9 protein-coding genes are annotated in these 13,606 nt (G+C 64.5%); 5 read left to right on the top strand and 4 right to left on the bottom strand.

Annotated features, from left to right (window positions below):
• Positions 1-23: 23 nt before the first annotated feature.
• Positions 24-869, bottom strand: a complete 846-nt coding sequence (locus AC07X9_RS15710) for an alpha/beta fold hydrolase (RefSeq protein ID WP_017183816.1) — start codon at positions 867-869, stop codon at positions 24-26.
• A 170-nt stretch (positions 870-1,039) separates the two neighbouring features.
• On the opposite strand from AC07X9_RS15710, the gene AC07X9_RS15705 reads away from it, so the two are divergent.
• The 3 genes from AC07X9_RS15705 to AC07X9_RS15695 all read left to right on the top strand — a co-directional run bounded on the left by AC07X9_RS15705 (position 1,040) and on the right by AC07X9_RS15695 (position 5,477).
• On the top strand, positions 1,040-2,173 hold the full coding sequence (locus AC07X9_RS15705) for a serine hydrolase (RefSeq protein ID WP_017183815.1): 1,134 nt from the start codon (positions 1,040-1,042) through the stop codon (positions 2,171-2,173).
• A gap of 112 nt (positions 2,174-2,285) precedes the next feature.
• Complete coding sequence (gene polA, locus AC07X9_RS15700; protein WP_017183814.1) at positions 2,286-5,066, top strand: DNA polymerase I; 2,781 nt, start codon at positions 2,286-2,288, stop codon at positions 5,064-5,066.
• Between the two features lie 117 nt (positions 5,067-5,183).
• Entirely contained in the window at positions 5,184-5,477 is a 294-nt protein-coding gene (locus AC07X9_RS15695; protein ID WP_017183813.1) for a GIY-YIG nuclease family protein, read from the top strand.
• A gap of 91 nt (positions 5,478-5,568) precedes the next feature.
• Here AC07X9_RS15695 and AC07X9_RS15690 read toward each other — a convergent pair whose 3' ends face one another.
• Both AC07X9_RS15690 and AC07X9_RS15685 read right to left on the bottom strand, forming a co-directional pair.
• Complete coding sequence (locus AC07X9_RS15690) at positions 5,569-5,862, bottom strand: TFIIB-type zinc ribbon-containing protein (protein ID WP_026002520.1); 294 nt, start codon at positions 5,860-5,862, stop codon at positions 5,569-5,571.
• Between the two features lie 4 nt (positions 5,863-5,866).
• Positions 5,867-6,559 carry a Bax inhibitor-1/YccA family protein gene (locus tag AC07X9_RS15685; protein ID WP_017183811.1) on the bottom strand — a complete coding sequence of 231 codons (693 nt, stop codon included), beginning with the start codon at positions 6,557-6,559 and terminating at the stop codon, positions 5,867-5,869.
• Between the two features lie 331 nt (positions 6,560-6,890).
• Between AC07X9_RS15685 and AC07X9_RS15680 the strand changes: the two genes are divergently transcribed.
• Both AC07X9_RS15680 and AC07X9_RS15675 read left to right on the top strand, forming a co-directional pair.
• Complete coding sequence (locus AC07X9_RS15680; protein ID WP_026002518.1) at positions 6,891-8,408, top strand: cysteine--tRNA ligase; 1,518 nt, start codon at positions 6,891-6,893, stop codon at positions 8,406-8,408.
• A 115-nt stretch (positions 8,409-8,523) separates the two neighbouring features.
• Positions 8,524-11,415 carry a CHAT domain-containing protein gene (locus AC07X9_RS15675; protein WP_017183809.1) on the top strand — a complete coding sequence of 964 codons (2,892 nt, stop codon included), beginning with the start codon at positions 8,524-8,526 and terminating at the stop codon, positions 11,413-11,415.
• Between the two features lie 7 nt (positions 11,416-11,422).
• Here the strand turns inward: AC07X9_RS15675 and AC07X9_RS15670 are convergent, their stop codons facing one another.
• Positions 11,423-13,288 (bottom strand): ABC-F family ATP-binding cassette domain-containing protein, encoded by a 1,866-nt coding sequence (locus tag AC07X9_RS15670; RefSeq protein ID WP_017183808.1) that lies wholly within the window; start codon positions 13,286-13,288, stop codon positions 11,423-11,425.
• Positions 13,289-13,606: the final 318 nt, after the last annotated feature.

Below are 13,606 nucleotides of genomic sequence, written 5' to 3'. Positions count from 1 at the left end.
CTCGCACCACGCTTTGACGCCTATCAAATATCCTTGAGGAAAGCACCGAGTGCCGCCTGAAAGCGTGCAGGCTGATCCGCCATCACCATATGACCGCTGGGGCCAATGGCGCGCAGCACGGCATCTTTCTTGGGGGCATAGGCGCTGCGGAACCGGCTGGTGATGACCGCTGCCTGCTCCCGGTCCGCGCCGACCGCATAGACTATCTCAAGCGGGATAGAGAGGCGCGCGAGTTGCGGGCCAAGATCGATATTCGCCAGATCGCGCAAGGCGTTGGCGATGACTTCGGGATCGCTGCCTCTGGCGCCGGGCGCGTGGCCCACAATCTGCGCCAGATAGCGTCGCCCCGCGACTGTCCCGGTCAGGTAGCCGCCAAGCTGGTCCGCCAGAAAGCCAAGGCCGCTGGCAGTGCCGCCGACCATCGCCGCCCCGGCTGGCAGCATGTCGACCACCATTGCCCGGCCAGCCACGCCCTTCAGCCCCACCATCATCGCCAGCGTGCCGCCCATCGAATGACCCACGATCGCCGGGCGCTTCAGGCCAGAGACCGTGATGTAGCGGGCAATTTCGTCGGCCAGCGGCTGAACCAGCGGGCCGCTGGCATTGGCATCCGCCGCCAACCCTGCAAAGCCGCGCACCTGAACCAGATGGAAGCGATAGCCCGGCATCGCGCCCAGCACCCCGTTCCAGATGCCCGGACCACTGGCAAGGCCGGGGATCAGCAGCACGTCCCGCCCCGCCCCCCGTACCGTCACCGCGATCCGGCGCGAGGTAAAGGGCGCAGCTTGCGCCGTACCGCCCCACATCAGGCCGCTCGCCGCGAGCATCCCGCCGAGCAGCGCCCGCCTGTCCATGCCATTGTCCATCATGCCGCCCTATTGCCGCTGCGCCGCTTAACCGCAACTGAGCGGAAGCGGTTTCGTACCGGTTCCCCGTTAAGCCTCCTTACATCGCATTTGTGGAATCATTCGTCGCATCGGCCTTGCCCGCCAACCTGGCGGCTGACCCTAAATGGCACTTGCAGAGTGCGGGGAATGGAATGAGATCGAATGATAGCCGGGGCGGTTCTGCGCGCCTGGTCCTGTTGATGGCGGCGCTGTTCGCTTGCGTAAGCGCCCCCGAACCGCGCCCGGCGCAGGCTGCCGCCGCCGCGCCCAAGGGCGTGCAGCCCACGACCAACACCTGGCCGATCCGCAAGGTCGCCAACCCGCCGCTGCCCTACAGGGACATCGACCAGACCGAAACGCCCTCCCCCGCGCTGGTCAGCGTCGTGCGCAATCTGGGGCAAAGTTTCCGGGGCAAGGTGGGCATCGCCGTTCGCAGGATCGGCGCGGACTGGACCGTGGCATGGAATGGCAATGCGCTGTTTCCGCAACAGAGCGTGTCCAAACTTTGGGTCGCGATGACGTTCCTGGACGCTGTCGACCGGGGCAAGCTGCGCCTGGCGGACACAACGACCATCACCCGCAACGACCTGACCCTGTTTCACCAGCCGACCGCCGCGATGGTCGGGACCAAAGGCTGGACCACCAGCTATTCCGACCTGATGCGCCGGGCCATGACGCAAAGCGACAACACCGCCAACGACACGCTGCTGCGCGCGGTCGGCGGGCCGGATGCGGTGCGCGGCTTTCTGGCGCGGCGGATGATCAAGGACATCCGCTTTGGTCCGGGCGAAAGGCTGCTGCAATCGGCGACGGCGGGGCTCGACTGGCGGCAGGATTATGCGATCGGCCGCAACTTCTACACTGCCCGCGCGCGGGTACCGATGGCGGCGCGGGTGAAGGCGCTGGACAATTACCTCGCCAGCCCGCCCGATGGGGCGGCGCCCGCCGCGATCGTCCAGGCGCTGGCAAGGCTGAAACAGGGCGATATGCTATCGTCCGCATCCTCCCGCCTGCTGCTGTCGATCATGTCGGAAGCCAAGACCGGGCCGCAGCGGATCAAGGGCGGGGTGCCGCCGGGCTGGTCCTATCTGCACAAGACCGGAACCGGCCAGGATCTGCCGCCACGCTCCACCGGATATAATGATGTCGGCATCATGACTGCGCCTGATGGCACCAGCTACGCGGTCGCCGTGATGATCGGCAGCACCACCGTCTCCATCCCGGAACGCTGGGCGCTGATGCAGGCTGTGGCAAAGGCCGTCGCGGCGAACCACGAGCCGAAATGAGATAAGGGCGCGCGCCGGTGACGCGCGGTTCGATCGATCGGGTCCGGTCGCCGAGCTTTCTGTCGACCTGACGACTGGAGGGAGGATGCGTAACCCGCTATCCCCCTTCCCCATGACCCAGAATCACCTCTATCTCGTCGATGGCAGCGGCTATATTTTTCGCGCCTATCACCAGCTCCCGCCGCTCACCAACCAGCATGGCCAGCCGGTCGGCGCTGTCTATGGCTATACGACGATGCTGTGGAAACTGGCGGAGGAACTGGGCAAGGCGGAAGGACCAACGCATATGGCGGTGATCTTGGACAAGGGGTCGCACACCTTCCGCAACGATATGTACGACCAGTATAAGGCGAACCGCCCGCCCGCGCCCGAAGATCTGGTCCCGCAATTCCCGATGATTCGGGACGCGACCCGCGCCTTCTCCCTCCCCTGTATCGAGGAGGCGGGATATGAAGCGGACGACCTGATCGCCAGCTATACCAGGGCGGCGATTGCGGCGGGATGGCATGTCACCATCGTGAGTTCGGACAAGGATCTGATGCAGCTGATCCAGCCGGGCGTCGACATGTATGATACGATGAAGAATGAACGGCGCGGGGCCGATTATGTCGTCGGCAAATTCGGCGTACAGCCAGAGCAACTTGGCGACGTGCTCGCGCTGATGGGCGACAGCGTGGACAATGTGCCGGGTGTGCCGGGCATCGGCCCCAAGACGGCGGCCAAGCTGATCGTCGAATATGGCGGGCTGGAAGCGGCGCTGGAGGCAGCGCCGGCGATGAAGAAGTCCAAAATGCAGGAAAATCTGATCGCCCATGCCGACATGGCGCGCCTGTCGCGGCGGCTGGTGGCGCTGCACGACAGTATGGATCTGCCCGAACCGTTGGAGGATCTGGCGCTCAAGGGTATTCCCAAGGAGCCGTTGCAGGATTTCCTGACGCATCACGGCTTCAAGACGCTGCTCAACCGGCTGGGCGCCGCAGCCGCCGCCGTCGCGGTGGCCGCGGTTGCCTCCGGCGTGCCGGAACCCGTCGCCACCCCGGTCGCGCCGCAGGAAACGGCGATCGACCGCAGCCTGTATGAAACCGTCGTCAGCGAAGAAGCGCTCGACCGCTGGATCGCACAGGCGACGGCGGAAGGGATCGTCGCGGTCGATACCGAAACCGACATGCTCGATTGCGTGTCCTGCCAGTTGGTTGGCGTGAGCCTGGCGACCGGCCCCAACAAGGCCTGCTATATCCCGATCGGCCATGGGGGGCGCGACATGTTTGCCGAAAAGCCGGAGCAATTGCCGCTGGCGACCGTGCTGGCGAAGCTCAAACCGCTGCTGGAGGATGATGCAGTCCTGAAAGTGGGGCAAAATCTGAAATATGACATGACCGTGCTGCGGCGGCACGACATCGCCGTCACGCCGTTCGACGACACGATCGTCATGAGCTTCGACCTGGATGCCGGTCAAAGCCTGTCGGGCCACGGCATGGATGAGGCAGCACGCACGCACCTCAATCATGAGTGTATCAGCTTCAAGGAGGTGGTCGGCACCGGCAAGAGCCAGATCAGCTTTGCAGAAGTGCCGCTGGACAAGGCGACCGCCTATGCCGCCGAGGATGCGGACGTGACGCTGCGCCTGTGGAAGCTGTTCAAGACGCGGGTAGCCAATGAAGGCGCAAACCGCGTCTATGAACTGGTCGACCGTCCGCTGGTGCCGGTGATCGCGCGGATGGAGCATCGCGGGATCAAGGTGGACCGCGAGCATCTGGCGCGGCTGTCGGGCGAATTTACCGCTGGCATCGCCGCGCTGGAGACGGAGATTCACGAACTGGCCGGGCAACCCTTCGCGATCGGATCGACCCAGCAACTGGGCGCGATCCTGTTCGACAAGATGGGCTATAAGGGCGGCAAGAAGGGCAAGTCGGGTGCCTATTCCACCGACGTCACCATCCTTGAGCAACTGGCCGCGCAAGGCGCGCCGATCGCCAGCAAAATATTGGAATGGCGTCAGCTTTCCAAACTGAAATCCACCTATACCGACGCGCTGCAAGCCCAGATCAACAAGGATACAGGCCGGGTCCACACCAGTTACTCGCTGACCGGGGCGCAGACCGGACGGCTTTCCTCGACCGATCCCAACCTGCAAAATATCCCGATCCGCACCGAAGTCGGGCGGCAGATCCGCCACGCCTTTGTCGCGGAACCAAGCAATGTCATATTGGCGGCGGACTATAGCCAGATCGAATTGCGGCTGGCCGCGCATATGGCCGACGTGCCTGCGCTGAAAGAGGCGTTCGCGGCGGGCGAGGATATTCACGCGGCGACCGCCAAGGAGCTGTTTGGCGAGGTCAACCGCGACACGCGCGGGCGGGCTAAGACGATCAACTTCGCGATCCTCTACGGCATTTCCCGCTGGGGACTGGCCGGACGGCTGGAGATCAGCGCGGACGAGGCGCAGGAGATGATCGCCAAATATTATGAGCGCTTCCCCGGCATCAGCATCTATATCAACGAAACGATCGAGAAGGCGCGGGAGCGCGGCTATACCGAGACTTTATTCGGGCGAAAAACCTGGTTCCCGCGCATCCGCGCATCGATCCAGCACGAACGGCAGGGCGCCGAACGCGCCGCGATCAACGCACCGATCCAGGGGACCAGCGCCGACATCATCAAACGGGCGATGGCGCGCATGGAACCGGCGCTGGAGGCAGCGGGGCTGCCGGGCGTCAGGATGCTGCTGCAAGTGCATGACGAACTGGTGTTCGAACTGCCGGAGGACGATGTGGACGCCGCCAGCGCGGTGATCCGCCGCGTCATGGAAAGCGCCGCCGAGCCGATCGTAAAACTGAGCGTGCCGTTGGGCGTGGAAATCGGCACGGGGCCAAGTTGGGGCGCCGCGCATTGAGGTCGGGTTTCAAAGAGTAAGTGACATTCCAGCCTTCATTGGCATGACGATCATGATTTTGTCCGTCATGCCAGCGCAGGCTGGCATCTCCCTGCCTTTTGAAGCAACTTGACTTCCATGAGGGGCGGCTGGGTATACGTCATGACAAACCGTGCATACGGCGTGCTGTATGTCGGCGTTACCTCCAGCCTGCCGCACCGTGCTATGCAGCACCGCGAAGGCATCGGGTCGGATTTCTGCAGACGCTATCGGCTCGACCGGCTGGTCTATGCTGAGCGGCACGAGACAATCATGGACGCAATCGCACGGGAAAAAGCGATGAAGGCTTGGAAGAGAGAGTGGAAAGTCGAATTGATCGAGAGCATCAATCCCAAATGGGTCGATTTGTTCGATACGTTGCATCTGGACTGACGGGCAGCGAAAAGAAGTGGGATGCCAGCGTTCGCTGGCATGACGGTGGAAGAACTAGAAAAAGGCCGGCCCAGCAGGACCGGCCTTTCCATCAATCGAACAGCTCTTCCAGAAAGCTCTTCTTGCGCTTTTTCGGGTAGCCCCGCCCGTCGTCGCGATAATCGCGGTCCGGGCGGTAGCTGGGTTGCGCGAAGGGCGCTGGCCGGGCCGACGCAGCCGTGTCGGACATGGCCCGGTCGATAATCTTGTCCAGTTCACCCCGGTCCAGCCACACGCCCCGGCATTGCGGGCAATAGTCGATTTCGACCCCCTGCCGATCCGTCATCGCCAATCCGACGTGACAGACCGGGCAGAGCATGGCCGATACGGCCGCTTGGTCCCGCATCCGCTTACTCCCGCTCGCCGGTGAGGCTGAGGAGCATCTGGAACAGGTTGACGAAGTTCAGGTACAGCGACAGCGCGCCCATGACCTGCATCTTCGCCGCGATTTCATGGCCGGCATAGGCGAAATATTCCGACTTGATCCGCTGCGTATCCCAGGCGGTCAGGCCCGTGAAGATCACCACGCCCAGGATCGAGATAACCATCGCCATCGCCGACGATCCGATGAAAAGATTGATCAGGCTGGCGACGATGATGCCAATGAGGCCCATGATCAAAAAGCTGCCCATCTTCGTCAGGTCACGCTGCGTGGTATATCCCCACAGCGACATGGCCAGGAACATGACGGCGGCCGAGAAAAAGGCCTGCGCGATGCTGCCGCCGGTAAACACCAGAAAAACGCTGGCCAGCGACACGCCCATCACGGCGGAAAAGGCCCAGAAGGCCATGCGTGCGCCTGCGGTCGTCATCTTTTCGATGCGGAAGCTGAAGAAAAACACAAAGGCCAGCGGCGCGAAGATCGCCACCCATTTGAGCGGCGTACCGAAGATGGCAGCGGCCAGCACCGGCGTATTGCCGATGAACGCCGCGACCAGCCCGGTGATCACCAGACCCAGGCCCATATTGCGGAAAACGCCCAGCATATGCGCGCGCAGCCCGGCGTCGGTCTGCGCCGTGCGGCTCGCACCATAGCCCGGCATACGAACGGGATTATTCACGTAAGGTCACTCCATCCATCAAGATATGGTTCGAGTGGCCCGGTGCGGTCTCCTGCGGCATATGAGGGGGGAATTGCCGCAAAACCTGCACCGGGCGCACCCGATGCGGTCCGACATCACGGCTGGACCAGGGGGGAGAAGTCCAGCGCGTCAGAGGGGCCCGGCCCGCACCAACCATATTGGCGGAGGAACGCGCCGGTACAAGAGCCAGAGGCCGGCGCAACATTTTATTACAAATTCTCGGTTCTTCCCCCGCGCGGCGAGGATTTCTTCTTATTGACCCATGCGCCGCTTCGCGTCATCGCTCTGCGCCATGTCCGACGACCAGCATATCGCAGCGCCCTTGCGCCTGTTCAACAGCCTGACCCGCACGATCGAGCCGTTCGCGCCGATCGAGGACAATCATGCGCGCGTCTATAGCTGCGGACCGACCGTCTATAATTATGCGCATCTGGGCAATTTGCGCGCCTATGTCTTTACCGACACTTTGCGGCGGACGCTGCTGTGGAAGGGGCTGTCGGTCACCCACATCATCAACATCACCGATGTCGGCCATCTGACCAGCGACGCGGATGCGGGCGATGACAAGATGGAGGCGGCGGCCCGCGCCAGCGCCAAGAGCATCTGGGACATTGCCGCCCACTATACGCAGGCTTTCAAGCAGAATATCGCCGACCTCAACATCATCGCGCCCAGCGAATGGACGGTCGCGACCGACTATGTGCCGCAGATGATCGCATTTGCCGAGCGGATCGCGCCAGCACATTGCTATGAACTGGACAGCGGCCTCTATTTCGACAGCGCGACCGTGCCTGATTATGGCGCGCTGGCTGGCGGGCGGGACGATGCCGCCCATGCCCGGATCGATCCGGTCGCGGGCAAGCGCAACCCGTCCGACTTTGCGATCTGGCGCAAGTCGCCGTCCGGCGAACAGCGGCAGATGGAATGGGACAGTCCGTGGGGCAAGGGCGCGCCGGGTTGGCATCTGGAATGTTCGGTGATGAGCCAGGCGCGCCTTGGCCATCCGTTCGACATCCATACCGGCGGCATCGACCATCGCGAAATCCATCATCCCAATGAAATTGCCCAGAATCAGGCCTTCCACGCCTGCTGCGGCCCGGATGTCGGCGCGGCGGAAGCGGGCTTCACCGGCGCGCGCTGGTGGATGCACAATAATTTCCTGGTCGATCGCAGCGGCAAGATGAGCAAGTCGAAGGGCGGTTTCACCACGCTCTTTTCGCTGATCGACGCAGGCGTGCATCCGCTGGCCTATCGGTTGCTGTGCCTGGGCGCGCATTATCGCAGCGAACTGGAATTCAGCGCAGAGGGTGTCGGCGCGGCACTCACCCGTCTGAAGAGGCTGGTCATGGGCGTCGAGGGTCTGAAAGCCCGCGCCGAAGGGGTGACGTGGCAATCGCCCCGGCTCGACTATCTGCGCGCCAACATGCACCCCAAACTCGCGCCCCTGCTGGAGCAGTTTGACGCGGCGATCAGCGATGACCTGATGACGCCGCGCGCGCTGCCTTTGCTGGAAGAGGCTATTGCGCTCAAGAAAGTGCCGGTGGATGAGAAACTCTGCCTGATCGCGGCCTTCGACGCGGCGCTGGGTCTTAACCTCATGACCCTGACCCGCGCGGACCTGCGCCTCCAGCCCAAGGATGCGCAGATCGCGCCGGAAGAGATTGAGGCGGAACTGGAACGCCGTGCCGCCGCGCGCGCCGACAAGGATTTCGCCCTGTCGGACGAGATACGCGACGCCCTGATCGCGCGCGGGGTCGATGTCATGGATGGCGATCCGCTGCGCTGGGACTGGCGCCTGACCCTGGCATGATCGTCCGGCCCGAACGCTTGTAACTTGACGCCAAAGCCCCCGCGCCCGCAAAGGATGCCGTAGGGGCAGAGTCAGGGGACAGGCGATGGGGCTTTTGGCAGGCAGGATAGCCGTGATGCTGGCGCTGGCGACGATGCCGGTGCTGCCGGGCGTTGCCCAGACCGTGCCGGGCTTTCGCGTCGACGATCCGCGCCACGCCCAATTGCGCGCGCTCGATGAAAAAGCGACGACCCTGTTCGAAAATGACGATTTCGCCCAGTCGATGTCGCAAAAGACGCGCGACGCCTGGGCCGCGTTGCACGACAAGGCGATGAAGGTGCGCGTGGGCAACCACCCTCATCCGCTGGCGGGCGTCGGCCTGATCAAGCTGGGGTCCATGGACCAGATCGAGGGCAAGAATCCCTCCGCCCTCGCCCATGTGGACAAGGGGCTGGCGCTGATCGCGCCGTTCCGCGACGCCTATCCCATCCCCTGGCTGGAAGGCATGTCGGTCAAGGGCTATGTCCAGTCGATCATCGGCGACGTCACCGCCGGGGCAGAGACGCTGGCGCAGGCCAGCGCCTATGCCGACGGCTATTTCGCGCGCGTCGGGCCAAAGGCGCTTTCCGAAGCGGACTATATGCTCAAGTCCAACATCGCCTTTTCCCACGCGCAGGCGCTATCGCGACTGGGGCGTTATGGCGAAGCCGTCGACGCCCAGCGCGCCAGCCTGGACGCGCGCACGACCAGCCTTGGCCCCAATCATCCCGATACGGTGGCCGCGACCTACACCTATGCGCAGATGCTCTATCGCGCGGCGCGGCTGGTTGAGGCGGAACAATATGCGCGGCTGGCGGTCAATATCGCGACCGACCATGTCGATCGCAAACATCCCAGCTATCATCGGTCGCTGGAAATGCTGGGACTGCTGCTGGCGCGCACGGGGCGACGCGCGGAGAGCCTGGATTATATGGAGCGCTCCATCGCCATCAAGCGCGAGACGGTGGGGACGAAGAGCCTCTTCTATCATTTCGGCCTCTATAACATGGCTGGCGTGCTGTTGCCGATGGAACGCTATAGTGATGCCGAGCCACTGTTTCTGGAGGCGGAGCGCGGCTTTCGGGCGATCGAGGGCGACAATAGCCCGCAAGGCGCGCGCGCGCTGGCCTTTGCCGCCGTTGCCAGTGCCGCGTCGGGACGGCCGAAGGAGGTGATCGAGCGTACGCGCACGGCGATGGACCGCGTCCGCACCCCAACCGCCAGCGATCGGGACATGGGGCAGCGTGTCTATCCGCTGCTCGTCCCCGCGCTGATCGCCACCAGCCAGCAGGACGCCGCGCGGGCCGCCGCCGCCGATTATCTGCGTGAAACCCGGCAGATCGATGATGCGCCTGCCTTCGCGCTGGCCAATGCCGCCATGATGGCCGCCTGGGCACAGGGCGACGGCGCTGTCGCGGCGGCGCGGCAAATGGCCGGGCTGCTGCGCGAAAGCCAGTCGCTCGACGATGATGGTGATCTGAATGAGGAACAGCGCGCCGCGCTCGACACTATCCTCAAGATCGCGGTGCAGGCGAACGACCCGGCGCTGGCGCTGGACGCCATGGCGATTCTGGCCGGATCGCGCATTGCCCAGGCCAACAGGCTGGTGGCAGAGCGGCTGGTGGCCGATCCAGCGCTCGCCGCGCGGGTCCGCACCTTGCAGGACAAGCTGAAGGCGCTGGCCAAGGCGGACAGCGCGTTGCTCAAGGCGCTGGCAACCGACAAGGATGTCGACGCCGCGCGCGCCGCCCGTTCCGCCGTGGAGGCCATTGCCGAGGCCGAACGGGCCGCCATCGCCCGCGACTATCCCCGCTGGATCGAAGCGCGCGGCGGCATCCGGCCCGACCTTGCGACATTGCGCGCGGGATTGGCGCAGGACGAAGCCTTGCTGGCGGTGATGCCCGCCTTTGACGGGGTGTATCTGCTGGCGGTCGATGCCGACGGCGCGACCGTGGAGCGCACGGGGTTGGGCCGCGCCGCCATGGTCGCGCTGGTCGACCGGCTGCGCGGCACGATGACACCCGGCGGGTTCGACCGGACCGCTGCGCATGATCTCTATGCCCAGATCTTCACGCCCACCATCCTCGCCCGGCTGGGCAAGGCAAAGGCGTTGCGGATCGTGCCCACCGGCGCTTTCGCCTCGCTGCCCTTCGCGATGCTGCCGCAACGGCCTGTCGTTACGATCGATCGGGATACGCCTTGGCTGATCCGCCGCTTCGCGATAGAGGTACAGCCCGGCTTTGCCACCGGCCCGGCGGCGCCACAGCGGATCGCCATGCGTAACCAGAGCTTTCTGGGCGTCGGCGCGCCTGCCCCCTTTGCCGCCGGGGCGAGGCCAGCGGCACCTGCGCTGCTCGCGGCGAACCATTATTTTCGCGGCGGCACGGCCGATGCGGCTGCCTTGTCCGAACTGCCGTCCCTGCCCGGATCGCTCGCCGAATTGCGCGCCGTGGCGGATCGCTTCGGCACGGATCGCGCCACCCTGCTGGTCGGGGCGCAGGCAAGCGAAGCGGCGCTGCGCGCGCAGGATCTCGCGCCCTATTCCGTCATCCTGTTTGCGACCCACGGACTGGTCAGCGGCCAGATGGAGGGCGTGACCGAACCGGCGCTGGTCCTGTCTCCGCCCTCCCCCGGCACCGGCGATGACGGACTGCTGACCGCTTCGGAGGTCGCGGCAATGCGGATCGGCGCGGACTGGGTGATCCTGTCGGCCTGCAACACGGCGGCGGGCGACAGCGCGCAGGCACCGGCCTATTCGGGACTGGTGCAGGCGTTCCGCTATGCAGGGGCGGGATCGCTGCTGGTATCGCACTGGCCGGTGCGCGACGATGCCAGCGCTTTCGTGACGCTCGAAACAGTGAAAGCCGCCAACCGGGGGACGCCCCGTGCCGTGGCGCTCCAGAAGGCGATGCGCAAGCTGATGCGGTCAGGGCGGGCCGATGCGGCACAGCCCTATATCTGGGCGCCGTTCATCCTGATCGGGCGCTGAAGGGGTTTCAGCCCGCTTCCAGCGCCGCGCCTGCTTCCATCCAGACTTCCTCCGCTGCTTCCAGCTTCTTTTCCACCGCGGCGCGCTTCACCATCAGTTCGCTGGTCGTCATCTTCGCTTCCGCCCCGGTGGCGGCCTTGGGATCGAACAGCACGGCGTCGATCCGCTTGCGCTCGGCGATCAGCGCCGCCATTTCCTTTTCGGCGCGGGAGACGGCGTTTTTGAGCGCCTTCTGCTTTTCGCGCCATTCGGCAGCCGCCTTCTTGTCGGCCTTGCGATCGACCTTGGGCGCGTCGCCGCTGCTGTTGCCATCGGCCTTGCGCAGGACGATGTCGGTATAATCCTCCAGACTGCCATCGAACGGCTGGGCCGTCCCGCCATCGACCAGCACCAGCCGGTCGGCCACCAGTTCGATCATGTGCCGGTCATGGCTGACGATCACCACCGCGCCATTATAATCGTTGAGCGCCTGCACCAGCGCCTCGCGGCTGTCGACGTCCAGATGGTTGGTCGGTTCGTCGAGGATCAGCAAATGCGGCGCATCACGGGTGATGAGCGCCAGCGCCAGCCGCGCCCGCTCGCCACCGGACATGCTCCCGACCTTCTGGATTGCGCGTTCGCCCGAAAAGCCGAACCGCCCCAGTTGCGCGCGCACCGCGCCGGGGGTCGCACCCTTCATCACGCGGGTCATATGTTCCAGCGGCGTGTCGGTGACGTCCAGTTCCTCCACCTGATATTGGGTGAAATAGCCAACCTGCATCTTGGACGAGCTTTGCATCTGCCCTTCCATCGGCGCGAGTTGCGCCGCGATCAGGCGGGCCAGCGTCGTCTTGCCGTTGCCGTTGCGGCCCAGCAGCGCCAGCCGGTCGTCCGGGTCGATGCGCAGATTGACCCGGCGCAGGATCGGCGTGTCGCCATAGCCGACCGCCGCCATGTCCATGGTGATCAGCGGCGGGCGCAGTTCGGGCGGGCTGGGGAAGCTGAACGCCAGCGTGGGGTCTTCGATCGCCGCCGCAATCGGCTGCATCCGCGCCAGTGCCTTGGCGCGCGACTGGGCCTGCTTCGCGGTCGATGCGCGCGCGGAGTTGCGGGCGACATAATCCTGCAATTTCTCCCGCTCGGCCTGCTGCTTGACCCGCGCCGATTCAAGCTGGGCCAGGCGTTCGGCCCGTTGTCGCTCGAATGCGTCATAGCCACCGGGATAGAGGGTGACCTTGCCGCCCTCCAGATGGAGGATATAATCGACGACATTGTTGAGCAGGTCACGCTCATGACTGATGACGACCACCGTGCCCCGATAGGCTTTCAGGAAATTTTCCAGCCACATCGTTGCTTCAAGGTCGAGATGGTTCGACGGCTCGTCGAGCAGCAGCAGGTCGGGATTGGAGAAGAGCAGCGAGGCGAGCGCCACCCGCATTTTCCAGCCGCCCGAATAGCTGTCGAGCGGACGCCCCTGCATTTCCTCGTCAAAGCCAAGGCCCACCAATATGCGCGCGGCGCGGGCGGGCGCGGTATAGGCGTCGATGCTGGTCAGCCGCTCATAGATATGGCCCAGGCGATCGGGGTCTTCGGTATGCTCGGCCTCCGCCATCAATGCGGCGCGCTCCTTGTCCGCCTCCAGCACCGTCTCGAACGGGGTCGCCGTGCCGCTGGGGGCTTCCTGCGCAATATAGCCAAGGCGTGTGTCGCGCGGCATGTCGCAACTGCCATCGTCGGGATCGAGTTGGCCGATCATGACCTTCATCAGCGTCGACTTGCCCGCGCCATTGCGACCGATCAGGCCGACCCGGCTGCGTGGGGGAAGCGCCGCGCTGGCGCGGTCGAGGATGGTGCGGCCACCAAGGCGCACGGTGATACCGTTAAGATTGAGCATGGGGGCGCTTTAGCAGGAAGCCACGCACAGGGAAGGGGCTTGCGCCCCTGTCTCCATTCTCCGCCCGCAAGCGACGCTGCTTTTGTCGGGGCCAGGTCTGCGAAAGCCGGTGCGGGTCGCCGCGCGTCAGCCATAGCCGGGATAAGCCGACAGCGAACCGAACATAGGTGGCGGAAAAATGTCCCGAACAGCCTTTGGCGCGTGCAGTTCGCCTATGGCTGTTCGGGATCGCAACGTTGTACGTCTTGGAGAAGGAATGACAACGCTGTCCAGGTGCTTTAAGCAGATTTCGGCACCCAGTTCAATCGCCTTTTATCG

This window comes from Sphingobium sp. GW456-12-10-14-TSB1, from assembly GCF_059424385.1.
This window is presented reverse-complemented; position numbering and strand designations above follow the sequence as displayed.